19 protein-coding genes and 1 pseudogene are annotated in these 25705 nt (G+C 64.4%); 5 read left to right on the forward strand and 15 right to left on the reverse strand.

All coding sequences use genetic code 11. The features are described 5' to 3' along the window. Position 1 precedes the first annotated feature (1 nt). The 3 genes from HL653_RS10255 to HL653_RS10265 all read right to left on the reverse strand — a co-directional run bounded on the left by HL653_RS10255 (position 2) and on the right by HL653_RS10265 (position 3294). Positions 2–1447: a short-chain fatty acyl-CoA regulator family protein gene (locus tag HL653_RS10255; RefSeq protein WP_171744443.1), complete on the reverse strand. Its 1446-nt coding sequence runs from the start codon at positions 1445–1447 to the stop codon at positions 2–4. Between the two features lie 84 nt (positions 1448–1531). Continuing rightward, positions 1532–1954, reverse strand: a complete 423-nt coding sequence (locus HL653_RS10260; RefSeq protein ID WP_171744444.1) for a hypothetical protein — start codon at positions 1952–1954, stop codon at positions 1532–1534. 326 nt (positions 1955–2280) lie between these two features. After that, a complete protein-coding gene (locus tag HL653_RS10265; RefSeq protein ID WP_171744445.1) occupies positions 2281–3294 on the reverse strand; it encodes a GlxA family transcriptional regulator in 1014 nt (337 codons plus the stop codon). 293 nt (positions 3295–3587) lie between these two features. On the opposite strand from HL653_RS10265, the gene HL653_RS10270 reads away from it, so the two are divergent. Next, positions 3588–5027: a catalase gene (locus tag HL653_RS10270; RefSeq protein WP_171744446.1), complete on the forward strand. Its 1440-nt coding sequence runs from the start codon at positions 3588–3590 to the stop codon at positions 5025–5027. 44 nt (positions 5028–5071) lie between these two features. Beyond that, a complete protein-coding gene (locus tag HL653_RS10275; RefSeq protein WP_171744447.1) occupies positions 5072–5725 on the forward strand; it encodes an HD domain-containing protein in 654 nt (217 codons plus the stop codon). An 81-nt stretch (positions 5726–5806) separates the two neighbouring features. On the opposite strand, the gene HL653_RS10280 is transcribed toward HL653_RS10275, so the two are convergent. The 10 genes from HL653_RS10280 to HL653_RS10325 all read right to left on the reverse strand — a co-directional run bounded on the left by HL653_RS10280 (position 5807) and on the right by HL653_RS10325 (position 15976). Beyond that, the gene (locus HL653_RS10280) at positions 5807–6526 is read right to left on the reverse strand and encodes a sulfite exporter TauE/SafE family protein (RefSeq protein WP_171746895.1); all 720 of its coding nucleotides are present in this window, start codon (positions 6524–6526) and stop codon (positions 5807–5809) included. Between the two features lie 355 nt (positions 6527–6881). Then, complete coding sequence (locus HL653_RS10285) at positions 6882–8066, reverse strand: aminotransferase (protein WP_171744448.1); 1185 nt, start codon at positions 8064–8066, stop codon at positions 6882–6884. A gap of 166 nt (positions 8067–8232) precedes the next feature. Further along, entirely contained in the window at positions 8233–8418 is a 186-nt protein-coding gene (locus HL653_RS10290) for a hypothetical protein (protein WP_171744449.1), read from the reverse strand. A 248-nt stretch (positions 8419–8666) separates the two neighbouring features. Then, positions 8667–9677 carry an aldo/keto reductase gene (locus HL653_RS10295; RefSeq protein ID WP_171744450.1) on the reverse strand — a complete coding sequence of 337 codons (1011 nt, stop codon included), beginning with the start codon at positions 9675–9677 and terminating at the stop codon, positions 8667–8669. 16 nt (positions 9678–9693) lie between these two features. Beyond that, positions 9694–9990, reverse strand: a complete 297-nt coding sequence (locus HL653_RS10300) for a putative quinol monooxygenase (protein WP_171744451.1) — start codon at positions 9988–9990, stop codon at positions 9694–9696. A 136-nt stretch (positions 9991–10126) separates the two neighbouring features. Next, a complete protein-coding gene (locus HL653_RS10305) occupies positions 10127–11371 on the reverse strand; it encodes a PepSY domain-containing protein (protein ID WP_171744452.1) in 1245 nt (414 codons plus the stop codon). After that, positions 11368–12051 (reverse strand): hypothetical protein, encoded by a 684-nt coding sequence (locus tag HL653_RS10310; RefSeq protein WP_253717864.1) that lies wholly within the window; start codon positions 12049–12051, stop codon positions 11368–11370. The genes HL653_RS10305 and HL653_RS10310 overlap by 4 nt, the downstream gene beginning before the upstream one ends. Continuing rightward, a complete protein-coding gene (locus HL653_RS10315) occupies positions 12048–14225 on the reverse strand; it encodes a TonB-dependent siderophore receptor (protein ID WP_253717869.1) in 2178 nt (725 codons plus the stop codon). Before HL653_RS10315 ends, HL653_RS10310 begins: the two co-directional genes overlap by 4 nt. A gap of 297 nt (positions 14226–14522) precedes the next feature. Then, positions 14523–15470 carry a cytochrome-c peroxidase gene (locus HL653_RS10320; RefSeq protein WP_171744453.1) on the reverse strand — a complete coding sequence of 316 codons (948 nt, stop codon included), beginning with the start codon at positions 15468–15470 and terminating at the stop codon, positions 14523–14525. Continuing rightward, the gene (locus tag HL653_RS10325) at positions 15467–15976 is read right to left on the reverse strand and encodes a homogentisate 1,2-dioxygenase (protein WP_253717870.1); all 510 of its coding nucleotides are present in this window, start codon (positions 15974–15976) and stop codon (positions 15467–15469) included. Before HL653_RS10325 ends, HL653_RS10320 begins: the two co-directional genes overlap by 4 nt. A 107-nt stretch (positions 15977–16083) precedes the next feature. On the opposite strand from HL653_RS10325, the gene HL653_RS10330 reads away from it, so the two are divergent. The 3 genes and pseudogenes from HL653_RS10330 to HL653_RS10340 all read left to right on the forward strand — a co-directional run bounded on the left by HL653_RS10330 (position 16084) and on the right by HL653_RS10340 (position 22062). Continuing rightward, positions 16084–18192: a TonB-dependent siderophore receptor gene (locus tag HL653_RS10330; RefSeq protein ID WP_171744454.1), complete on the forward strand. Its 2109-nt coding sequence runs from the start codon at positions 16084–16086 to the stop codon at positions 18190–18192. Between the two features lie 1335 nt (positions 18193–19527). Beyond that, a pseudogene (locus HL653_RS10335) lies at positions 19528–21154 on the forward strand (Na+/H+ antiporter). Positions 21155–21240: 86 nt separating this feature from the next. Further along, positions 21241–22062: a universal stress protein gene (locus HL653_RS10340; RefSeq protein ID WP_171744455.1), complete on the forward strand. Its 822-nt coding sequence runs from the start codon at positions 21241–21243 to the stop codon at positions 22060–22062. Here HL653_RS10340 and HL653_RS10345 read toward each other — a convergent pair. Both HL653_RS10345 and HL653_RS10350 read right to left on the reverse strand, forming a co-directional pair. Then, complete coding sequence (locus HL653_RS10345) at positions 22059–23300, reverse strand: sugar MFS transporter (RefSeq protein ID WP_171744456.1); 1242 nt, start codon at positions 23298–23300, stop codon at positions 22059–22061. The two genes, HL653_RS10340 and HL653_RS10345, sit on opposite strands and share 4 nt — an antisense overlap. 149 nt (positions 23301–23449) lie before the next feature. Further along, on the reverse strand, positions 23450–25663 hold the full coding sequence (locus HL653_RS10350) for a TonB-dependent receptor (RefSeq protein WP_171744457.1): 2214 nt from the start codon (positions 25661–25663) through the stop codon (positions 23450–23452). Between the last annotated feature and the right edge of the window lie 42 nt (positions 25664–25705).

Genomic DNA, 25705 nt, shown 5'->3' on the forward strand with positions numbered 1-25705 from the left:
TCTATCGAAACGCGTAAGGCACCACCGTGCGCCGATCGGGATCCACCTCGATCGTGCGGCCGGCGGGCGGGAAGGCGCGTTGCTCGCAATCGCCCCGCGGGCAGATGCGGCAGGACGTGCCGATCGGCGTCGCGCTGTGCGTGCCCGTCAGATCCAGTTGATCGGCATAGATATAATCCCCGGCATGGGCGACCTCGCAGCCCAGCACCACCGCATAGCGCCGCGCCGGACGGTGATAGCTGCCGGTCGGCTTCACCAGCCCCTTGGCCATCAGCACATAGCGGATTCCGTCCGGAGCCTCGGCCAGCTGGATCAGGATGCGATCGGGGATGGCGGCGGCCTCGTGCACGTTCCAGAGCGGACAGGCGCCGCCGAAGCGCGCGAATTGCAGCCGCGTGGCCGAATGGCGCTTGGTGATGTTGCCCGCCATATCGACGCGCGCGAAGAAGAAGGGCACGCCGCCCGATCCCGCCCGCTGCAGCGTGGAGAGGCGATGGCAGGCCTGTTCGAAGCTCACGCCGAACTGCTGCCGGATCTGATCGATATCGTGGCGCAGCGCGCGGGCGGACTGGCGGAAGCGCGCATAGGGCATCAGCAGCGCGCCCGCCGCATAATTGGCGAGGCCGACGGACAGCAATTTCTGCGCCGCATCCGATTTCAGCGGGGCGGCACCGGCGATGTCCGCGATCGTGTCCGCCATTTCCAGCCGCATCAGCTGATGCGCGAGCAGGAAGCGCACGCTTTCGGGGGGCAGCGCGCGATCGATCGTCAGGGTGTGATCGGCGGCATCATAAGCGCGCAGCGGCGCGCCGCTGGTGGCCTCGGCCTGCGTGCGGATCGTCACGCCATGATCGTGCGCCAGCCGTTCGGCGATCGGATCGCCCGCCGCGCCGGCACCGCCGATCTCGCCCGCGATCCGCTCCGCGTCGCGATCGATCGCGTCGACATAATTGCCCTCGGCCTGAAACCAGTCGCGCACCTCCTCCCAGGGAAGCGCGCCGCCCGCCGCCGATCCGGTCTCGATCCGGTCGTCCAGCACGCGCAACTGGTCCTGCGCGCGCAGATAGGCCGTGTGGAGCGCGACCATCCGGCGTGCGAGCAAGGGCTGCTGGCGTACGCCGCGGCGCAGTGCTTCCTCGTCCAGGCCGGCCTGCGGCACGGTCGGATCGGCGGCGGCGTCCATCGCCTCGATCAGCAGCGTCTCTTCGTCGCTCGCGTCCAGATCGCCCCATTGTTGCGGGAAGACGCGCGCGAGCGAGAGCAGGACCGGACCCGTCAGCGGCCGATCGTCATTCTCGATCTGCGAGAGATAGGAGATGGAGAGATTGAGCCGCTGGGCCATCGCCGCCTGGCTGAGCGAGAGGCGGCGGCGCAGATCACGTACCTGATGCCCGGCGAAGATGCGTCGGCGGGTCGGCAGAACCGGGGCGCTGGGCGGCGTGGCCATGATGCATGGCCTATTCTGCAAACCCGCTATCGGCAAGTTCGCAAGGCCGGATCGAAGCGCGCGTCGCCGCGCGCTTCGCCGAAATCAGGCCTGACGGCTATTCTCTTCTTCCTCGCGGAAGGCGCGCAACACCTCGGCCGCGAGGCGCAACTGCTCCTCGCCCTGCCAGGTCACGCCGTGGCGGCTGAGCAGCTCGGCCACGTCCGAAAGGCGCCGGCCGCCGGGGAAGGAGACCGGAGGCCGCTCTTCCTGGTCGACATGGCGCCATGTCCGCCGTTCGATGATGCTCAAGATGCTGGGTGCGCTCACGCCGAAGCGCGCGCCCAGATTACGCAGCGAAGGCTTAGAACCGCACACCGGGCACTGCTCTTCCGCCAGCCGCCGGATTTCCCGGACCTGGCCTTCGGAAAGCTTGGTGACCGGACCGCGTCGGTCCGTCGCCTTCTTCGCAACGATTTTACCGTCTTCCATTCCCACCCCAATTGTTTCGCACGAACGTTCACGCAAGTACATCCCGGCAAATTTGTTCCGGGATGTCCGCTGTGGGCCGGAAGATTCTTCCGCCCATTGCGCTCCGCCGATGCGGGAAATCGCCCGAAACTCCGAAAAGCATCCGGGCAATTGATCGAATCACCTGAGTGATGGCTCTCCCAAGCCGACTCCCAATTTGCAGCCAATCGATTAACAGGCGATTAGAAATCTGCATTTTCGGGGAATCTTGGGAAATAGTCGCTCCCGCGCCTCTGGCACGGCGCGAAATCGTCCGAGTCTCTGTCATATTGGTCGGCGAGCAGCAAGGGCGCGGCCTGGCATCCTGCCGCAAGCGGGCGAGATCAGGCAGGCTTCCTGACCTTGTGCGGGCTGATCGAGGGCTCTTGTCTCGGGACTTGGAAACTCTCGCGATATCGCAGCGGGCTGAGCCCCAGCCGGCGCTGGAAAACCGCCCGCATCTGCTCCGGACCGGCGAAGCCGCAGTCGAATGCCACCGCCTTGAGCGGCCGGTCGGTCGCCTCCAGCAGATTGCGCGCATGATCCAGCCGTACGCTCTGGACGAAGTCGTGCGGCGTCTGCCCCAATTCCTGCACGAACAGCCGCGCGAGCGTGCGCGTGCTGATGCCGGCGATGTCGGCGAGTCGCTCGACGGGGAAACGCTCGGTCAGATGGGCCATCACGTGCGCCTGAACCCGGCCGATCGGGCTTTCGGCGTCGCCGTGCGGCAGCAGCAGCGCGCTGAACTGGGATTGTCCGCCCTGCCGCTGCGTGACGACCACCAGGCGCCGCGCACAGGACAAAGCCAGCGCCTCGCCATGATCCTCGCTCACCAGCGCCAGCGCGAGATCGATTCCGGCGGTGACGCCGGCGGATGTCACCAGCGCGCCGTCGCGGGCGTGGATGCGATCCTGCTCGATATGCGCGGCGGGGAAGTCGGCCGCCAGCTGCGCCGCATTCTGCCAGTGCGTCGTGGCGGTGCGGCCATCGAGCAGCCCGGCATGGCCGAGCGTGAAGGCACCCGTGCAGACCGATCCATAGCGATCCGCCTGCGCCGCCCATCGCTGGAGCCAGTAGGACGTCGCCGCACAGGCCGGCGCGTCCGGCAGAGCCGGCCCGCCCGCGACGAGGACGGTATGAAAGCGCCGCTCGGCCTCGGCGAAGGTCAGGTGCGGCGCGATCGGCATCCCGTTCGAGGCGTGCATCGGCCGCCGGTCCAGCGCGACCAGGAGGCAATCATAGCCGTGATCCGGCGGCAGGAAGCCGTTCGCCTCCGCGAAGACGTCCAGGGGACCGGCTACGTCGAGCGCCTGCACGCCATCATGAATGAGGAGCGCAACCTCTCTTCGTCCCGCCACCTGGGCCCGTTCCTCCGGCGCTGAGGCATCGCGTCGATCACTGTGAACGATGCCGGATGCCGCACGGCAGCATATCGCACATGGTTGGCAGATTATCCACGCCCGTAACGATTGCGGCCAAAATCCGGGGATGGGATACGGGCGGTGCCGAACGCGGGACCCGCTACCCGGAAAGGGACGGGCTTCCCGGCGGTCACGACCGATCACGCGCCTTTCGCTTTTCGCCTTTCTGCGGCTGGGCAGCCGGATGTGCCGGTGCACGGGCGCGTGACCGCCGAACTTGGAGGATCGACATGGCTGACGACACGCTCTTCACCACGGCCCAGGGCGCCCCGGTCGCGGACAATACCAACATCCTCACCGCCGGCCCGCGCGGCCCCGCGCTGCTGCAGGATGTGTGGCTGATCGAGAAGCTCGCCCATTTCGATCGCGAGGTGATCCCCGAGCGGCGGATGCACGCCAAGGGCTGGGGCGCGTACGGCACCTTCACCGTCACCCACGATATCAGTCGTTATACGCGGGCGAAGATCTTCTCCGAGATCGGCAAGCGGACCGATCTGTTCATGCGCTTCTCGTCGGTTGCGGGCGAGCGCGGCGCGGCAGATGCCGAGCGGGACATCCGCGGCTTCGCGATCAAATTCTATACGGAAGAAGGCAATTGGGATCTGGTCGGCAACAACACGCCAGTCTTCTTCTTCCGCGATCCGCTGCGCTTTCCGGACCTGAACCACGCGATCAAGCGCGATCCGCGCACGGGCCTGCGCTCGGCCGACAACAATTGGGATTTCTGGACGATGCTGCCCGAGGCGCTGCATCAGGTGACGATCGTCATGTCCGAGCGCGGCATCCCGAAGAGCTTCCGCCACATGCACGGCTTCGGCAGCCACACCTTCTCGCTGATCAATGCGGCGATGGAGCGCGTGTGGGTGAAGTTCCATTTCCGCTCGAAGCAGGGGATCGAGAATCTCACGGATGCGGAGGCCGCCGCGATCGTCGCGGGTGACCGCGAAAGCCATGGTCGCGATCTCTTCACCGCGATCGAGACGGGCGATTTCCCGAAATGGACCCTGTTCATCCAGGTGATGACCGAGGCGCAGGCCAAGACCCACAAGCACAATCCGTTCGATCTGACGAAGGTGTGGCCGAAGGGCGATTATCCGCTGATCGAGGTGGGCGAGCTGGAGCTGAACCGGAACCAGCAGAATTATTTCGCCGAGGTCGAGCAGTCCGCCTTCTCGCCGGCCCATGTGGTGCCGGGCATCGGCTTCTCGCCGGACAAGATGCTGCAGGCGCGGCTCTTCTCCTATGGCGATGCCGCCCGCTATCGGCTCGGCGTCAACCATCACAATATACCGGTCAACGCGCCGCGCTGCCCGCATATGAGCTATCACCGCGATGGTGCGATGCGGACGGACGGCAATCTCGGCGGGACCGCGCCTTATCATCCGAACAGCAGCGGCCTGTGGTCCAACCAGCCCGATTTCGCCGAGCCGCCGATGCCGGTGGATGGCGACGGCGCGCACTGGGACCACCGCGTGGACGACGATCACTGGGAGCAGCCCGGCAATCTCTTCCGCATGATGTCGCCGGAACAGAAGCAGGCTTTGTTCGCCAATACGGCGGCGCAGATCGGCGGTGCGGCCGGGCACATCCAGCGGCGGCACATCGAAAATTGCACGCGGGCCGATCCCGATTACGGGCGCGGCGTCGCGGAGGCGCTCGGCCTGGCCTGACCCGGCCGGAGCGCCTGAACGATCTCCCGAACAGGACAATCGCCATGATCATTGCTGAAAATCCCACTGTCGGGGGTGTCACCATCCCCGACAGCAAGCTGACGCGCGCCATCACGGAATTCATCCGCGATACGGAAAGCGAACTGCTCTTCAATCACAGCAGCCGCGTCTATTTCTTCGGCGCACTGGCCGGGCGGCAGCGCGGGCTGAGCTTCAATCCCGAGCTGCTCTACGCCGCGACGATGTTTCACGACATCGGCCTGATGCCCTCGCACGCCAGCGATCATCTCCGCTTCGAGGTGGACGGCGCCAATGCCGCGCGTGATTTCCTGCAAGGGCACGGCCTCGATCCGTCGGATATCGAGCGGGTGTGGACCGGCATCGCGCTCCACACGACACCGGGTGTGCCGGAGTTCATGCATCCCGTGATCGCGCTGACCACCGCCGGAGTGGAGATGGACGTGCTGGGCCTCACCTATGGCGAATATGAGGACGATGTCCGCGAGGCCGTGGTCGCGGCCTTCCCGCGCACGCCGCGCTTCAAGGAGGATATCATCCAGGCCTTCTACGACGGCATCCGCCACAAGCCCGACACGACCTTCGGCAACGTGAAGGCCGACGTGATCGCGGACAAGGAGCCGCATTTCCATCGCGGCAATTTCTGTTCGGTGATCCGCGGCTCGCGCTGGAGCCATTAGGGTTTGATCCGCTCACGCGGATGGCGGCACCTTTTCAGCTTTGCTGAACCGAACTCCAAACCCTCGCCGGCGGTGGGTTCGTCAGAAGACGAGCTTGCCGCCGACGATCGCGAGCGTGCCGGCGAGGATCGGACGCAGCACATGATCGGGCACGCGGTTCGCGATCAGGCTGCCGACGATGATGCCGGGCACCGAGCCGAGCAGCAGCGCGCCCAGCAGCGAGAAATCGATCGAGCCGAGCAGCCAGTGGCCCGCGCCCGCGATCAGCGTCAGCGGCACGGCGTGCGCGATGTCGGAGCCGACGAGGCGGTTGGTGGGAAGCTGCGGGTAGAGAACCAGCAGCACCGTCATGCCCAGCGCGCCCGCGCCGACCGACGAGAGCGAGACGAGCACGCCGAGGCCGATGCCCAGCAGCACCGTCAGCACGGCCACCTGCCGATCGGGGCGGGGGGCCGTATTGCGCGCGAAGAAGCGCAGGATCTGGGTCCGGAAGAGGATCGCCACCGCGGTCGCCAGCAGCGCGCAGCCGAGCGTGAGGCTGATCACATGGCCTGTGGAGTTCAGGTTCGCGCCGACATGCGCCAGCACCAGCAATGTGATGACCGTCGCCGGAATGCTGCCTGTCGCAAGGCGGCGGACCACCTTCCAGTCGATCGAGCGGCCCGCGCCATGCACGCCGGTGCCCACCGTCTTCGTCGCCGCCGCATAGAGCAGGTCGGTGCCGACGGCGGTGGAGGGGTGGAAGCCGAACGCCAGCACCAGCAGTGGCGTCATCAGCGATCCGCCGCCCACGCCCGTCATGCCGACGAGAAGGCCCACGAACAGCCCGGCGATCGAATAGAGCGGCTGGAAATGCGTCACGTCAGCGGGCTTCCATATCTGTATGGGCGCGCGCGCCGATTGCGGTCTGGCCGGAGGTGGCGGGGTGACGCCGGAACGGGGTGCCACGGAATCCCCCGAAGATGGCAAGCACAGAGATATTCATGCTCGCGTCTCCATCACCGGCCGAAACTTTCCTAGCAATGCCGTAGGGAATGGCCGCAGCCAAAAAGTTGTCGGCGTCAAAGCCAAACTTTGTGCCGGCCCGGACGGGGCGGAGCGGAAAAGGCGCGATCCTGTCGGCACGGCTGCGAAATGGTTCTGCCCCATCGGAGGTTCAGGCAATGTCCCGCGCGGCTGCCTGTGGCGCGCGTGCGACGGACCGCGCCGCCACCAGCCGTCGGGCGGCTTCGTCCAGCGTCGCGTCGCTTTTGGCGAAACAGAGGCGGACGAAGGTGTCGGGCGCATCCTCGGCGTAGAAAGCCGAGAGCGGGATCGCGGCGACACCATGATCGCGCACGATCCGCGCGCAGAAATCCCGGTCGCTCTCGTCGAGGCCGGAGGCGGACAGATTGATCGTGAGAAAGTAGGTGCCGCCGCTCGGCAGCACGGCATAGCCGCCCGCCGCGAGCGCCGCCGCGAGCCGGTCGCGCGAGCGCTGATAGCCGTCGCGCATCGCCGCGAACGCGGGCTCGGGGCTCGCCAGCCCGGCCGCCACCGCGATCTGCAGCGTGGGCGGCGTGGTGAACGTCAGGAACTGGTGGGCGCGGGTGATCGGGGTGAGCAAGGCCGGGCAGGCGAGAACGAAGCCGACCTTCCAGCCCGTCAGCGAGAAGATCTTGCCCGCCGATCCGATCTTCACCGTCCGCTCGGCCATGCCGGGCAGGCCGATCAGAGGGATGTGGCGGCGGCCGTCGAACACCACATGCTCCCACACCTCGTCGCAGATCGCGACCAGATCGTGCGCGACGCACAGCTCCGCGAGGAAGGCCAGTTCGTCCGCGTCGAGCGCCTTGCCCAGCGGATTCACCGGATTGTTGAGCAGCAGCAGGCGCGTGCGCGGGCCGATCGCGGCGCGCAACGCCTCGCGCGGCAGCGCCCAGTCGGGCGGCGCCATCGTCACGAGCTTCGCGATCCCGCCCGCGCGCCGTACCAGCGGCAGATAGGCGTCGTAAAGCGGCTGGATCAGCAGCACCTCGTCGCCCGGCGCGATCAGCGCGAGCAACGCGGCGGCGAGCGCCTCGGTCGCGCCCGACGTCACCAGCACGTCCGATGCGCGCGCCGGGAGGTTCTGATGCGCGGCATAATGGGCCGCCACCGCCGCGCGCAGTTCGGGCAGGCCCATCATCGGCGGATATTGATTGGAGCGCGCGATCAGCGCCTCGGCCGCCGCCTGTCGCACGGCGGGGAAGCCATCCTCCTCGGGGAAACCCTGGCCGAGATTGATCGCGCCCGTCTCCCGCGCGCGGGCGGAAATCTCCTCAAAGATCGTCGTGCCCATCGCGGCATAGATCGGGTTCATCGTCGGTCTGCGCTCATATCGTTTCGTCGGGCACGATAGGCGCCGGCGATCCCTTCGGCGATGGACGCCCTTCCATTGCCGACGGCCACACACAAAAGCGGCCCAGCGCGATGCCGGGCCGCAGTTTACGCCTCGGGAGTTTGGAACCTAAGGCGATAGGATGAGATCAGAGCCCGTTGGCCGCATTCTCCGTGGCGGCATTGTCGCTCAATTCGCCGATCGCCTCGTTCGCGCCGATATCGGATTCGTTGCTCGCATTCTCTGCGGTCACATTCTGCTCCGCCGACTTGGAGCAGGCCGAAAGCGCCGCGACGGCCAGCATGAGCGATGCGATCGAAACAGCCTTCTTCATCAGGATAACCCCCATATCATGTGATCCGGCCGGATCGCCGATCTGCCGCCCGATCTTCCAGCAGGCCGTCGGCTTCGCAACGATAGATTTCCTACTTATCGAATAGGAAATCTATCGGGCCCGGCTGGTGAGCGTCGGCTGATGGGGGCGCTATCGATATCCGGAGGCCGACGACGCGCCTCAGCGGCTGAGGACCGCATAAGCCTTTGGGCCTGCACGTGCCGGCGAACCGGCGAGCGGTGCGCCGGTCAGTCGATCCCCGGCAGCGGGGCTGCGGGATGGACGAGCCCGGCGTCGCGGAGCGCGCGCCAGAAGGCGACAGGCACCTGTTCGTCCAGCGCGGCCCGGTCCTCGGCGATCCGGCCCGGCCGGCTGGCGCCCGGGATCACGGCGACCACCGCCGGATTGGCGAGCGAGAATTGCAGGCCCGCCGCCTTCATGCTCACCCCGTGCCGATCGGCGATCGCCTTGATCGCCGCGACCTTGGCGAGGATCTCCGGGCTGGCGGGTGCATATTCGAAGTTCGGGCCGCCGACGAGCGCCCCGGAGCTGTAGGGACCGCCCACCACGATCCCCAGGCCTCTGGCGGCGACCATGGGCATCAGCCGTTCCAGCGCCCGCGCATGATCGAGCAACGTGTATCGGCCGGCCAGCAGGGAGCCATCGGGTCGGGGCGCGTCGAGATCGAGCAGCAGCTCGACCGCCTCGACGCGGTTGACGCCGAGCCCCCACGCCTTGATCACGCCTTCGTCGCGAAGCCGGTCGAGCACCGGAAAGGCACCGGTGCGGGCCTGCTCGAACATGGCGAGCCACTCGTCGCCGTAGAAATCCTGCGCGATATCGTGGACCCAGACGATGTCGATGCGATCGGTCTGGAGGCGCTTGAGACTGCCCTCGATCGACCGGAGCGTCGCATCCGCCGAATAATCGTTGATTACCGTGTTGCGGCGGCCATGTGCGAAGACGTCGCCTTTCTCGCCATTGTCGCGCGGACCGTCATCGATCGTGTCGAGCACGATGCGCCCGATCTTGGTGCTGATCACATACTCGTCACGTGGCTTGTCCTTCAGAGCCTGGCCCATCCGGATCTCGGCCAGGCCCGCGCCGTAGAAAGGCGCGTTGTCGAAATAGCGGATGCCGTCGTCCCACGCGGCCTCGACGGTGGCGAGCGCTTCGTCCTCGGGGATCGCCCGGAACATGTTGCCGAGTGGCGCCGCGCCGAAACCGAGCCTGTCGGAGAGAATGTCCGTGAGTGCCATCCTATCGTCCTTTCCGTCAGGAAACCGTGACCGCATCGAGGGTAAACGCCATGCGCTCCGCCAGATCGCCGATGTGCGAGAGATAATGCTGGAAGTGCGGACTGGCGCGATGCGCGGCCACCGCCGCATCGTCAACGTACAATTCGTCCAGAACGAATCGCCCGCTCTCGGTCTGATCGACCCAGAGATCGTAGCGCCTGTTGCCCGGCTCGGACCGGCTGGGGGCGATCATCCCGCCGAGCAGCGCGTGCAGCGCTTCGGTCTTGCCCGGCCGCGCGGTCAGCACGGCCACCGTCTTAACGCCCTTCGTCATCGGCTTCGCTCCCGTTCGCCTGGTGTCGCGTGGAGTCGCATCGATCCACGATGCGGGGAGATACGTCGGCCGGCGACGCCGGCGCGGTCAAACGGCGTGAAATCCCGTCAGCGCCGGTGAAGGGCGATGTCGATCGTTACATTTGCCGATTTCGGGATGAGGCCGTGCGTCGGGCCGCAGCGCGGCGGTTGAAATAGAGGAGGTAGCCGGTGATGGGAAAGAGCGGCATCAGCGCCGCCGCGAGCATGAACAGGATCGCGAAGGGCAGGCCGAAGAAGGTGCCGCGATGGACGGCGAGGCGCGCGGACGCCATCCGTTCCCCGAGGCTGTTGCGGGCGAACAGGTCGCGGTCGCGGATTTCGCCGGTTTCCCCGTCGATCGAGAGTTCGTTGAACGCCCGCTCGTTGCCGGCCGTTGGCAGAAGGTAGCGCACGCGAACCGGCGCCTTCGCCGACTTGGGCAGCGTGATGATGATCGTCGTGGGGCCACCATTTTCGCGCAGCGTCGCCCGCCAGGCGGTGTCGAGCCTGGCGGCGGGGTGGCCGGGGGCGGCCTTGCCGGATGCACGATCCTTCGATTTGGCCGGCGCGGGCTCTGCCTCGTCCGCCACGGTGGACTTGCCCGTCAGCACGAAATCGAAGCCCGCTTTGTACCAGGGGTACGAATAGGTCAGCCCGGTCAGCGCCGCGACGAGATAGACCGGCAGCACCCAGGTCCCGATCACCTGATGCAGCGTGAGATAAAGGCCGCGCCCCCGCGCATTGAGGTGGGGTTTGAGCCAGAGGCGCCAGTTCAGCGGCCGGCGCGGCCAGCGCAGATAGAGGCCGGACAGGAGGAAGCCGAGCAGGCTGATGGCCGCGATCCCGGTGATCTGGCGGCCGGCGCCTTTCGCGCCGCCGGGCAGAAGCAGGAAGCGATGAAGCCGGCGCACCGTCGCGAAGAATTGCTCCCCACGCGCATGCCCGAGAATCCGGCCCGAATAGGGATCGAGATAGAGCTTCTGCGCCGAGGGCTTCGTCGCGCCCGCCGCGACCGGAGGCGCGAAGGTCACCTGCGGCGAGGCACCGGGCCGGGTGCGCAGCGTGAGGGAGGTGGGCTTTGCTCCCGGAATCTGGGCGGCGAAGGCGTCCAGCAGGTGATCGGGGCTCAGCACCGGTGCCGGCTTCGGCTCGACATTCACGATGCCGAAGCTGGAGGCTTCCATGATCTGGTCCTCGAACGCCATGATCGATCCCGTGACGCCCATGACGGCGAGCACCAGGCCGATGCTGATCCCGAAGGCCCAATGAAGCTGGAACATCGCCCAGTGGAACGGCGTGCGTCCGCCGATCCGACGTCGCTTGACGCGGGCAGGCTGGCTGTCCGGCGCGGCGGCGTTCATCGCCCTCCTCCCACCGTCCAGTCGATCGCCGCGTCGAACAGCTTGAGGCCCGCCGGCGACAGATTGGCGAAGCTGTCATTGTTGAGGAACATCATGACGCGGCGTGCGGGCGCGATCGCCTCGTAATCCATCGTCGCGCCTTTCTCGTAGCCGAAGATCGCCGCCTTCTCCGGCTGTCCGTAGATCGTGGCGATCGTGGTGGCGCCGAGGCCGGGGCGGCCCCAGCTCATCGCGGCCTGCTTGCCATAGACGTTGACGACGCCGGCGGGCAGGCCGGCCGCCATCGGCTGCGGCGCGTTGACGATCCAGAGATAGCGCTCCTTTTCCGCCTCGCCGAAATCCGCATCGTGGCGCTTGCCCGTCATGGCCAGGTCGTCGAGAATGTCATTCTCCCAGGTGAGGAGCGGCACGGGGAGGGTGCGCCAGCCGGGCTTCACATCCTTCGACGATATGGTGGAGGAGATGATCACGAGATCGACGTCCTTCGCCGTCGCCGGCTCCGCATCCTGATCGGCGATGCGCACCGTGAAGCCGCGCTCCGCCAGATGATCGCGCACCTTCATGTCGATATCGCGCGACGGCCCCTTCTCCTGGATCACGAGCAAGGCGGTGCGCGGCGACCGGGCGGGGGCCGCGCCGGCCAGCATCAATGTCAGTACGATGGCGAGGAGGCGCGTCACAGCTTGAAGCTCATCGTGCCGATCACGCGGCGCGGATCGGCGATGGCGACGGCGAGCACGTTGACCGACGAGGGGTAATAGGTCTTGTCGAAGATGTTCTTGATGTTGAGCTGGAACGTCACCTCCTTGCCGGCCACGACCGTATCGTAGGTCATGAAGGCATCGGCGACCGTGTAGGAGGGCAGCCAGAAGCTGTTCGCATTGTCCCCCGGACGGCGTGCGGCGTAACGCGCGCCCCCGCCCAGCCGGAACCGGTCGTCCTTGGTGGCGATGCGGCCGAAATCATAGACCGCCGAAAGCGCCGCCGTATGCGGCGCGACCTGGCTGAGCTCCTTGCCGGCGAAGACCGGATCCTCGCGGGTGCGTGCATAGGTGTAGGCGTAGCTGCCGATCATGCTCAGCCGTTCGGTCAGCTTGCCGGACATGTCGAGTTCGACCCCGCGCGAGATGGCGCGGCCGGCGGTGCGATAATCGGTGACGCCGGTGGTGGCGTTGAACTGGTTGACCAGCACGTTGTGCTTGTTGATGTCGTAGAGCGCGAGCGTGGCGGTGACACGATCGGGAATGTCGAGCTTCGCGCCGACTTCGAAGGAGCGGCCGCGCTCGGGCTGGAAGGCGGAGGTGATGACGACGCCGCTTCCCAGCGGCGCGATCGTCGAGGTGGGCTTCAGCGACTGCGCGTAGCTGGCATAGAGCGAGAAGACGCGTGCCGCCTTCCAGACCAGCCCGACCTGCGGCGTGAATTTCCACCCGTCGAGATCGGTGTTGGCGGTGAACGGACGACCGCGACCGGCGCGCTGGTCGAAGCCGACCAATCGGCCGCCCGCGACGAGGATCCAGCGATCGCCGATATGGATCGAATCCTGCCCGAAGACGGAATAGTTCCAGAGCCGGTCGGTCTGATCGCTGTCGCCGAGGGATACGCTGGTCGGGAAGGGTTCCAGGCCGTAGACCGGGTTGAGGTAGCTGAAGGTGGTCCGCGTCGCCTGACGGATCAGATCGCGGCGCAGATAGCGGCGATATTCGCCCTCCACGCCGAAGATCAGCTTGTGCTCCATGCCGGCGAGGCGGAAGCCGCCGTCGACATAGGCCTGCAGATAGGCATCGGTGCTGAGCGAGCCCACCGTCGCATCGTTGCTGCGCGTGAGCGTGCCGCGCGCCAGATTGACGGCCGAAACCCGCAACTGGCCGGCATCGTAGGTCTCGCTGTTGAAGCTGCTCGCCAGATGCGCCGCCCAGCCGCCGCCCAGCGCATGATCGACCGCCAGCTGCACCAGATGGCTGTTGCCGAACATCTTGTTGTTGAGCTCGTCGAGCCGCTCGCGCCGGGGCACGGCCAGGGGCGTCAGCGTGGTGGGATTGAGCACGGTTCCGCGATCGAACGGATAGTTGAACGCGCGATATTCGTACCACAGCACCGCCTGCGTGCTGCCGCCGTACCAGCCGAGCGACGGGGCGACGATCGTGTCGCGGCGCTCGCCGAAATTGCGCCAGTAATCCTCCTGCTGCGTATCGACGACCAGACGACCCGCCAGATTGCCGGAGATAGGCCCGGTCAGATCCGCCATCGCCTCCAGCCCGAGCCGGCCCGCCGCATAGCCCGATCCGGTGAACGAGACGCGCAACTGCGGATCCAGCAGAGGCTTTTTGCTGACGATGTTGATCACGCCGCCCGGATCCATGATCCCGTAGAGCAGGGTGGCGGGGCCTTTCAGCACCTCGACGCTCTGGGACGCGGGCGTGAAGCCACGCCCCTGCACCAGCGGCATGCCATTATGCATCACGGATCCGTCGCGATTGCCGCCGAAGCCGCGCTTCAACACCGTATCCTGCGTGCCCGCGAGCGTATTGCCCTGCGTGATGCCGCTGATGTTGGCCAGAGCGTCGTCCAGATAGCGCGGCCGCTGATCGCGGATGACCTGCGCCGACACGACATTCACCGCCTGCGGCGTGTCGAGCGGCTTGGCGGAGGAGCGCAGCGTCGAGGCGTCCGGCGTCGGCTTGTAGCGATCGTCGGCTTCTTCGGGCGCGGGCGATGCGCGGCCAGTCACGACGATGTCGGTCTCGACAGGCGCGGCCTCGGCTGCGGGGAGATCCGCAGCGAGCGCGGGCGAAGCGAGAGAAATTCCAAGCGCGAAACACAGGCGCGCAGAATGATCAGAGATGAGCGTCACTCCGTCTGGAAAAGGATGCCGATGATCACTTATTTTCGTGCGGGCAGGGGCCGGCCGGCCCCCTCCTCTCCACGCCGGCTGATATCGCTAATCAGAATCGTTCGCAATTTGCAATTTCGCAACCTTTGCGGCCGGAGCGGTGCGCATGGCAGGTCGGTTTCCGGGCCTTTGGCGGGCGCGGTCCTTGCCTGGCCCCGCAGCACCCAGCAGGTCCAGCGTGACACCCCTCCGTCAGCGCCTCCCGCTTGCCACCTCCTCCTTGCAGGGGAGGATCGATGCACGGAATGTCGACCGGCCCTAGCGGCGGCAGATATCGTCCGGATAACCGAGCGCCGGATTGGCGAGGAAGGCATCATCGGTCAGCGCCGCCAGAAAGGCGATCAGCGCAGGCGTGTCCGCCGGGTCTGCATCGGGATGTGCCATCAGCGCCTGATCGAGCGTCGCGGCGGATCCGTCATGCAGCCAGGGCCCCGTGACCCCGACGTTGCGGAGCGACGGCGTGCGAAACGCCCCGTCGTCGCCCACGCGGCCCGTCACCTCGCCCAGCCCCCTGTCCGCAGGGGCGCTCGGCCGGAGCCGGTGGAAGCGATCGTCCGTAAAGTCATGTCCGGCGTGGCAGGTGGCACATTTGGCCGCGAATATCGCCGCGCCCGCCGCCGGCGCCTCGCCCCGGTCGATCGGGGCGTCGAAGGACACGAACGTCCGCTGAAAGGCGGCCAGCGCTTTCGCGACCGCCGCCTGATCGATCCGGCCGCGCGTCTCGGGAAAGGCGGCGCGGAACATCGTTCGATAGCAGGCGTCGCGCCTCAGCCGGCGGCGCAGTTCCACCTCCTTTCCGGCCATGCCCATTTCCACGGGAGACTGGCCGGTCAGGGGAATGGGCACCTGCGCTTCCAGCGTGGTCACGCGCGGATCGCCCCACGTGAGCGAGCGCCGCCATGCCACATTGGCGAGCCCCGGCACGTTGCGCCGCCCCGGATCGCCATGAACGCCGGCATGCGTGGCATTGCCATCCGCGAAGCCGCGACGCTGCTCATGGCAGGTCGCGCAGGCCATCGTCCCGTCGACGGACAGGTCCGCGTCATAGAAAAGCCGCCGCCCCAGCGCGATCCTGGCGTCGCTGATGGGGTTGTCGGCGGGGATTGCGGGTGGCGCCACGCCTTCGGGGAGGCGCCGGTGAAACGGATCGGGTGTCGCCGCCGCAACCAGGATGAAGGCGACGGCGATCGCCGCGATCCGCTTCACGGCAGGCGTGCGACCATCAAGGGCAGCGTCGCACCGGCATTGCCGGCGATCTGGAGCAGATAACGGCCCGGCTGGAGATCGAAATCCACCATCTTGCGGATGCCGGTACAGTCCGGCCCGTGCCCGTGGGCGACCGATACCGCCGGCGCGGTGCCGTTCAGCACATCGATCCACGCGCCGGACCCCAGCGCGACGCGGTAGCGCCCGGCCGAAGGCACGACGAACGCGAACATCCCGCCGCTGCTCACCGATCCGCCCGGCTTTTCCGGTCGCACCGCATAAGCGACCTTGGGCGTCGGGAGCAAAGTCGCCGTCACGCCCGAACCGATCTGGAGGAGTGTCGCCTTGGCCTCGCTGGCTCCGCCCTTGATGGGGTGTGCCGTGGACCAGCCCTCCAAACCGGCCGGTGGCGGAGCAAGCGTGGCGGAGCAAGTGGCCGCCGCCGGATGGTCGGCGGTCATGCCAGCCTGAAACAGGGTGAGCAGGAGCGCGGCATGGATCGTCATCGGGATTTGTCCTCGGGCGGAGCTCTGTATATGGCCAGATACAATATCTGTTCGGATATCGAGGCAATAGAGGCCAGCAGGCCCACTCGAAACAAGGGGAAAATTCGATGCGCGTTCTTGCCTGCACTGCGAGCATGCTTGCTCTGGCGAGCCCGGCTTTCGCCCAGGAGCGGACCGAGGCCGGCGATGTCGGTGCGCAGACGCAGAATGACGGCCGCTTCGGCCTTGGCGAGATCATCGTGACGGGGCGGCGTGCCGAGGGCGTCGCGATCGGCGCGGACACGGTCGGTCAGGAGGCGATGTATACGTTCGACCGCCGCACGCTGGACGATGCCGCCAACCTGATCCCCGGTGTCACGGCGGGCAATAGCGGCGGATCGCGCAACGAGCGCCTGCTGTTCGTGCGCGGCTTCGATCGGTTTCAGGTGCCGCTGTCGATCGACGGCATCCGTGTCTATCTGCCGGCCGACAACCGGCTGGACTATGGGCGCTTCCTGACGCCCGACATCGCCGAGATCCAGGTCGCCAAGGGCTATGCCTCCGTGCTGGACGGGCCGGGTGCGATGGGCGGCGCGGTGAACCTCGTCACGCGCAAGCCGACCCAATCGCTGGAGATGGAGGTGCGCGGCCAGCTCAATCTGGATTCCGACGTCAGCTATGCCGGCTACACCACCTTCGGTCTGGTCGGGACGAAGCAGGACAAATGGTATGCGCAGGCCAGCTATACCATGAACTTCACCGATCACTGGGACCTGCCGGGCGGCTTCACGCCCACCGTGAACGAGAATGGCGGCGCGCGCGATTTCTCGCGCAGCAAGGATTGGCGGGTGAATGCCAAGGTCGGCTTCACGCCCAACGCCACCGACGAATATGTGCTGAGCTACACACGGCAGGAAGGCGACAAGAACGCGCCGCTGCACATCACCGACACCAGCAACGTTTCCCTGCGCAACTGGAAGTGGCCCGAGTGGAACGTCGAGAGCGTCTATTTCCTCTCGACCACCGCGCTGGGCGATCGGGCGACGCTGAAGACGCGGGCTTATTACAACAAGCTCTACAACATGCTGCAATCGTTCGACGATCGCACGCAGACCAGCCAGTCGCTGCCGCGCGCCTTCAACAGCCCTTATGACGACAATGCCTATGGCGGATCGGCGGAGCTTTCGCTGCGTGCGACCGAGGCGGATACGTTCGCGCTGGCCTTCCATTATCGCCGGGACGAGCATAACGAATCCCAGACCAGCCGGCCGACCTCGCCCCTGGTGACGGTCGAGCCCAATCAGCAAAGCGTCGAGCGCACGTTCAGCATCGCGGCCGAGAACCGGCTGACGCTGTCGCCGGCGATCACCTTCACGGTCGGCGCCAGCTATGACTGGCGCAATCTCGACAAGGCGCAGGAATATGGCGTCCCGCCCGGCGCCACGGGGGCGAGCCGCCTGTTCAGCTATCCCCTACGCGGGGCGGAAGCGTGGAACGCGCAAGGGCGGCTCGACTGGCACGGGCCGGACGGGATCGAGGCGCATGCGAGCCTGTCCTCGCGCGCGCGCTTCCCGACCCTGTTCGAGCGTTTCTCCAGCCAGTTCGGGACCGCCGAGGCCAATCCGGACCTGAAGCCCGAGCGCGCGACCAATGCCGAGATCGGCGCCTCGCGCCGCTTCGGCGCCGTCACCCTGTCGGGCGCGGCTTATTACAGCTGGCTCACCGACGCGCTGGTTTCGGTGCGCACGCCCGCCAATCTCAACCGGCGCGAGAATCTGGGTTCGGCCGATTATTATGGCGCCGAGCTTTCGATCGACGTGCATCTGGGCGCCACGCTCGATGCCGGCGTGAACTACAGCTACATCCACCGCAGCTTCGATGTCGGCACGCCGCAGACGGGCGGCCTGATCCGGCCGTTCGAGCTGACGGACGTGCCCGATCACAAGGGCTTCGCTTATGTTTCGTGGAAGCCGGTCGCGCCGATCACGATCACGCCCAGCCTGGAATTCGCGTCGGATCGCACCACCGTGACGCCCGCATCCGCCAACGGGCTGGCGCCGGTCTATTATGACACGGGCAGCTATGTGACGGCGGCGCTTCGCATCGATTATGCCGTGACGGAGCGGATCACCGTGGGCGTGGGCGCGCGCAACCTCTTCGACCGGAACTATATGCTGACCGATGGCTTCCCGGAGCCCGGCCGCAGCTTCTTTGCCGGGATCCGCGCGCGCTATTGATCGCGTGGCTGGCAGGGGGATCCACGGCCGGGCGGACGTCCAGGCTTTGGCTTGCCGCGGCAAGCTGAGCCGGACGAACGGCCGGTCGGGATGCACCTCGTTGTCGTAAGGCCAAGGCCTTACGACGATGGCGGGAGGCTCAGACCTGTCTGCCAGGCGCCTTGAGCGGACGCGTTCCCGAGTCTCCGCCGGCATCGCCAATGTTCGAATCCTGTTTGGCTCTACCAACGAGGGATTCTAAAAGATGTTAAGAATTGCGTGGCTTGCATCAGGTGCAAGCGGTGAAACTCAGGGCGTCGCGCGCTGAGATCGGGTCTGGGCCGAAAAATCCCGCTTTGGAAAGGATGGCTCCCATTTCAGGATACGTCTAAAACAATTTTGAGCTTTGCGTCCGATGGTGCGAGGCAAACAATATCACGGTACCGAGCCATAGCCCGATCGTCCTTAATCCTTCCAACGGGTGACGCCAACTCATTTGCCTCGGATGCCCCCCTGGGCCCTACACCCAAACCGACCTTTGAAGTGCGGAAGAGAGATCGCGACAGAACTAAACGCATTCGGCTTGAGGGTGGCCCAAAGCCGTCTTTGAGAGAGCGGGCTGTGGCTTTCGTCCAAGCACGCAATGAGGTTCGCACCAAGGACTTAACCGACATCGGCATTCATCGCTGTTACCTCTCCAGAATGTGCGAAGAAGGAATGCTCGTCAGGGTTGGATACGGGCGCTATCGCGCGCCAGCATCGGTGCCAAAAACGTTAAAGGACCCGTAACAAGATCAACGACGGGCTCTGATTGTCGAAGGTAAAGTGGAACAGGGGAGCGTATCGCTGCTACCAGTCCTGTGGAGTAACCGGACACAATCATGTTGCGAATAGAAAGTTTTCGCGTTGGGCGGTCGTCGACCATATCGGCCGACAGCGTATTGCTATCGTGCGCAACTCCTGCATGTCGCCTGTCATCGCTCGTAAGATCGGGGAAGGGTCACCGCTATTAGCGATCCGGACGCAACATGCTGACCGTTAACGAGCAAAGCCGCACAGAGGCAGAAAGCGGATAGTGCGTGCAAGGACGGACATGGCAATAACCCCCGGTTTCAATCTTAAGCCATCTGAGAGTCGGAGACCGACTCATTTCCGGCTTGAGATGTCGAGTTCGTTCTGAATCAGATCTGCCGTACAGACCGGATAGCGATCATCTTCACGTCGCCAGCGATCGCTTAGCCCTGCGAGTTTTTCCCCGCGTCTCACGCAATTCACTTATGCTTCACGAGGTGGCGGCAACGAGGGCTGTCGGCCGGACCATCGTGTGTCAGCTTTTGTGCCGACGAAAGGCGTTGATTGGAAATCATAGCCCTCATCATCCTGCTTCTCGCCGTTGTCGTCAGTGGTGTGATTTCGCGCGCATTACCCCTGGCCGTCCCACGGCCTCTGGTTCAGATCGCCCTGGGTGCCCTGCTCGAATCCATCGCCGATTGGCGCGTAACACTCGCCCCCGGGATCTTTTTTTGCTGCTCTTCCTGCCGCCGCTGCTCTTTCTCGATGGCTGGCGCATCCCCCGCGAGGAATTGTTCAAGGATGTAAAAACGATTCTCGAGCTTGCTCTCGGGCTGGTTCTTTTGACGGTGCTGGGGATGGGACTGCTCATCCACTGGATGATCCCAAGTATGCCTCTCGCCATCGCGTTCGCGCTGGCCGCCGTCGTGTCGCCCACCGATCCCATCGCAGTCTCGGCGATTGCCCAGCGTGTGCAGATCCCGAAACGCATGATGCACATCCTTGAATGCGAATCGCTTCTCAACGACGCCTCCGGCTTGGTATGCTTGCGCTTCGCGGTGGCCGCGGCGCTCACAGGCGCTTTCTCAGCAGGATCGGCTGCTCTCAACTTCGTTTGGGTCGCCGGCGGCGCCATCCTCGTGGGGGCGGGCGTCACCTTCGGAGTGGTCCAGGCCAAAGGATGGATCGGTGCGCGGTTTGGCGAGGAGAGCGGATCGCAAATCCTGATCAGTCTCCTCATTCCCATCGCGGCCTATCTGTCGCGGAACATCTCCATCGCTCTGGTATCCTTGCTGCGGTCGCGGCCGGGCTGGCGATGGGCTTCGCCGAGAATACCGCTCAGGCTCTCGCGGCGACCCGAATTCGCCGTAACACCGTTTGGAATACGATCCAGTTCACGGCGAACGGGGTCATCTTCGTGCTGCTGGGCGAACAGCTTCCCCTCATCGTGGCCAGTGCCAGGCAAACAGTGCAGCTGACGGGGCATGATGGGCTTTGGTGGCTTGGGGTCTACGTGATCGCCATCAATGCTGTGCTGGCCGGCCTGCGATTCCTTTGGGTTTGGCTCTCTTTCCGTCTCACTCTGTTCCGGACGAGCGCGACGGGCCCGACACCGAGCTGGCGGATTGTCGCCGCCATGTCCTTCGCGGGCGTTCGCGGGGCGATCACGCTGGCCGGTGTGCTCACCTTGCCTCTAGTCATGACCGGCGGGTCCCCTTTTCCAGCTCGCGATCTTGCAATCTTTCTCGCCATCGGAGTCATCATCGTCTCGCTGATCGTCGCGAGCGTCGGGCTGCCTTGGCTGCTCAACGGGCTTCAGATGCCGGCCGAACCTTCTGATCAGGCGGAGATCGAGGCAGCCCGCATTGCTGCGGCACGCGCCGCCATCGCCGAGGTCGAACGCGTCGAGCACGCTCTTGCCCAAGCCGAAGGCGACGCCGATCTGCATGTCGAGGTCGCGGCGCGGATTATGGATGTCTATCGGCGCCGGATCGAAGGCCGGGAGCTGATGTCCGAAGACGCCGCAATCGCAAAGAGGGTCGATCGGCTAGAGCGAAACTTACGCCTCGCGGGACTGCGCGCTGAACGCACCGAAATCTTCCGGCGGGCTCGTAAGCGCGAACTCAATAGCCAGAGCGCTCGCAAGCTCATCCGCGAACTGGACTTGATGGAGGCGCGCTACGCTGCTTGACGCAATCGCCAAGCAGCTCGCAATGCGCCTCGTGCTGCGTTGCGCTGTCCGATTTCCTCAAGGCGACGGAAGAAAAGCAGGAACGTATGGCCAAATTGGTCGCGCGTGACGGCGTGGAAGTAAGAATCCTGAGCGATGATCCAACAGTGTTGCTCAACAACGCACCAATTCAGGCGCGATATGCGGATCTTATCCTGTTTGGTCCGGCGGACGCCTACACCAACCTACGCCCGCGTCGGCGCTTGCTAGAAAATGTAGCCCTGTCCTCCGGTCGACCGGTTTTCGTGTTGTCGGATGGTTGGCAGCCGGAGGTTTTCGAGCATCTCGTTATCGGATGGGACGCCACGGCTGAGGCGACGCGGGCGGTGGCCAAGGCGCGCTTATTGGCCGCGCCGGGCGCGAGGATTGAAGTGGTGACCGGAGACGTCGATGCGTCGACGAAGGGTCATGGATCCGATCCTGGCGCCGATAATGCCCGCAACCTCAGCCGGCGTGGTTATGCGGTGACTGTGCATACGCTGGCGGCCGAAGGGCGCACGCAGGCGGCGATGTTGGCCGATATTGGCCGCAATCAGCGGGCCGATCTGCTGGTTCTCCGTGCTATGGCGCACTCCCGCCTTCGCGAGCTTTTCCTCGGTGGTATAACCCCTGATCTCCTCGAAGGAACCTCGTTACCAATCCTCCTCGCTCATTCACGCATTCGGCGCTCGAAGGGGTTGGCTCGATCTTCAAGAGACCGCGCAATCATCAGATTACGCATCGAGTGTCATGAACATTCTTCACGGTTTGAGCTTTGCCACGAGACTGGCTATGATCAGTACCCCGTGTATGTCGAACGAGCTCGACTGTCGGGTCATAAAATTGGCAGCTGGATCTGGGTGACTCAGCCGCCAGACCAGACAAGTTAACTGCTTCCTCGGACAGCGCGGTCGATGTGGCTTTCATTGCGCGCCCGCGCGCGTGATGCGGTAGTAACGAAGATAAAGAACGCGGACGCGCAGTAAAGGGCTGTGCTCACCCAGAGCGCTGGGCCGACATTGTCGTCGAGCACCACGAAAGAAGCCACTGCGGGACCGGCTGAGAGGCCCAGAAGCTGCGCCGTAATCATCTGCATGCCCGCACGTCGGCTTGGATCCACCTCGATGAGATATGGCATGTGGTAGGCAGGAGCGAACATCCAGAAAAAGACGATGATAATCAAACCGGCGACGAAGGCTGAAGTGCCTTGCCCAAAGACAACCAGCGCCAGGCCACAAAGGCTCGCCGCCAAACTCCCGTAAAGAGCCGTCCTTGCATGCAAACGGTGAACGAGGCTGGCACACACGGCACCAACGATCTGGGCTACTAGGGATGCGGAGACTGCGAACGCGACAAAGTTGGTCGACAGGCCCCGTTCTCGTCCGAGCGGCAGGACGTAAACCCAGAATGCCATAATCGCGGCCATTTGACATAGCACAGCCAACAGGCCAATCCATCCACGCCCACTCGGCAGGAGCAGGCCCTTGCTCCCGCTACCCGCATGAGCCCGGTATTCGGAAGGGCCGCCGAACGTGAGTAGACCAGCCAGACCCGTCGCTACAGCCAGGCATATATAACCGCCCGAAGCGCCGACCCGCGGCATCAGATAGGCTGAGAACAGCCATGATACGAGCAGTGCACCGGATGTCTGCAAAGCTAGAAAGATCGCCATCAGCCGGGCAGGCATTGCTACTCGCGTGACGAGGCCCGTCCACACCCAAAGCAGAATGCCAACGCTCAAGCCATTGACGAAGCGTGCAGCAAGGATGATCTCATGCTGCGTCAGGGTAGTGACTATATTGGCACCAACAGAGAGCAGGATAGCTGAAAAACTGATAGTACGCAGATGTCGCGGCGGGAGGAAGGCGCCTCCGATTGCGATAGCGGCCGCCATCCCAAACGCCTCTAGCATAGCGGTTTGACCCATTTCGCGTAGGGAGAGTCTCCCTTCAGCCGCCAGAGGGCCGAGCAACAATGGTTGGAGAACGACGATAAGACTGCTCATCACCCCGACGAGAAGAACCGAGGCGATCTGCATTCTCGTGAAATTCTGAAACCCGTGATCTGGCTCCTGCGCGTTGCCACCGATATCTCCGGCGGCGATCTGCGTCTGTCCTTGCTTGGGCATCCCGCTTCTCCTGCTCTTTATCTTGGGTCTGCATGATCATCATCTCCAGACCCGCGCATGCCGATCGTTTATACTGTGGGCTTGGCCAACAGCGCGACAGACCGGCCGTCGTTATGGGGAACGGCCTGCCAAGACAGGTTCCCGAGTCGTCAGTAGTTCACCGTGAACCGGATGCCGTACGTTCTCGGCCGCGCAGGGACCTGGCTTGCGCCGAAGGGGGCGGTGGTGAAACGCTGGCTGTAATAGAGCTTGTCAGTTAGGTTATCGATGTAGAAGCCGATCTCATAGGGCCCGTCACTTGGCTTGATCGAACCGCTGATGCGGGCCACCACGTAGGATGGTTGCCTGTCGGCCCGAAGCGGACCGCCGCCGCCCGGGAAAAAGTAGAACGAGTCGGTGTAGTTCGCGAGCGCAGTCAGTTGTCCCTCCCATCCCGACCACAGATCGTGGCTAAGCGTCGCGCCCAGAAAGCCAGAGAACTTTGGTGCGTGCGGAAGCGGAGTGCCTGAAAGATCCTCTGTCCCGGTAGTCAGGCCGGTGGGGATGCCCCCTGGACCGTAGGTCGGAATTTGGACACCAGCATCTTGGTAATTTCGATACTGGGTGTGTAGATAGATTGCGCCGCCGAAGAAACGGACCGTGCTATTTGGCTCCCAGGAGAAATCGGCGTCTACGCCGTGCACTCGCGCATCGGGATTCTGCGTTATACCGACGTTAGTGCTATCCTGGTCGATCGCGACCGTCTGAACCTGCTTGTAGTTGTAATAGAAAGCGGAAAGATTGGCGCGGACGCGACGATCTCCCGACACGAACTTGAGGCCACCCTCATAGCCGTGCAATGTCTCAGGAAGAAACGCTTGCATTGGGATCGCTGGAGTGGAGAATCCTCCCGCCTTGCTGCCTTTGTTGTACGACAGGTATGCATTCACATTGCCGAAGTCGTACGCGATAACAAAGCGCGGCTGGAAGTTGTTTTCGCTGTAGCGCTGGTCTGGCTCTCCTGAACGGCGGCCGTCTCGCGTGTCTTTGGTGTACCGACCGCCGGCGGTAAGCGTCAGATGTTCGACAGGCTTGAGATTGATCTCGGCATACGGAGAGACGCTTTCGGTCTTCACATAGGCGAGATTGGCGGCCGGAAACGGTGCGACCAAGAGCGGAGCGACGTTGTATAATGCGTAGGTCGAACGATCATGAAGATAGTCGATGCCAGCCTGTGCTTCGAAGATGCCCCCAAAGTCGGTAGTCGCATTGAAGCTTTGTGTGAATGTCCTGTTCGAAGACGGAATGCGAAAGTGTAAGCTGTCTGCGGTATTGACGTTAGTATTATCTGCGTCGAAAAACTCGAGATCGTCGAAATCATCATACGCTGTTACGCTGTTCAACGTAATGGCGCCGAGATTGTACCGAAGCTTCAGGTTGTAATATCGGTCCTTATTGTCGGCTTGCGGGCCACCGTTGAGGACATTGATTGCGGTAGTATAGGGATCCGCGTAGGGATGTGTATAGCCTGATTGGCTGCAGAGGCTGCAGAATGCATCTGGAAGAAACTGCGACGATGCAATTGTTGCGGACGTCTGCGTGGTGTACTGAAACTGCGCTACTGCGGTGAAATCGCTGCTCGGTTCCCAAAGGACCTTCGCGCGGATCTGCTTGTTGGTGCTCCAGCCGAACATGTAATTGTCGGGCAGATTGCGGATATAGCCATCATCATGACGGTAGCGACCGGCAACGCGAACCGCGATCGTGTCCGACAGAGGGATGTTAACCATGCCCTCGATCGATCTACGCCCGAGACTGCCGATCTCCCCGACGAGGCGTGCGCCGAACTTGTGCTCGGGATCCGCAGTGTTGACGAGGATGGCACCGCCGGTCGCATTGCGGCCCCACAGGGTGCCTTGTGGCCCCTTCAGCACCTGCAGAGATGCGATATCCACGATATCCAGATTGCCGCCTTTAGCGCGCTCGAGATAAGCTCCATCAATGTAGACCGCCACCGGGTTCTCGACGCCGGGATTTGAAAAGTTGGCGCCGATGCCGCGAATGAAGGTTTGTGCGTAGTTGAAATCGCTCGAGATCGAGAGGCCGGGTGTTATGATCTGGATCGCCGTTAGATCCTTGATCCCAAGCGTCTGCATGGCTTGTGGCGTGATCGCGGTGACGGAGATCGGAACCTTTTGGACGCTCTCAGAGCGACGCTGGGCGGTCACCACGATATCCTGCATGCCCTGTTCGGCTTGAGACTGCTCGGGCTGCACGGCGGCAGGCTGCTCTGTGGGCGCCACTGCGTCCTGCGCGAAGGCGGGTGCTACGACTGCGGTGTTCACCAGCGCAAACGCACAAACTGAAGTATGTAGTCCCGTCATGCACATCCTCCCAATGGCCCGATTTCCGAGCTCCGAGTCGCC

The sequence above is a fragment of the Sphingomonas sp. AP4-R1 genome (assembly GCF_013113735.1).
Lineage (GTDB): Bacteria > Pseudomonadota > Alphaproteobacteria > Sphingomonadales > Sphingomonadaceae > Sphingomonas_I.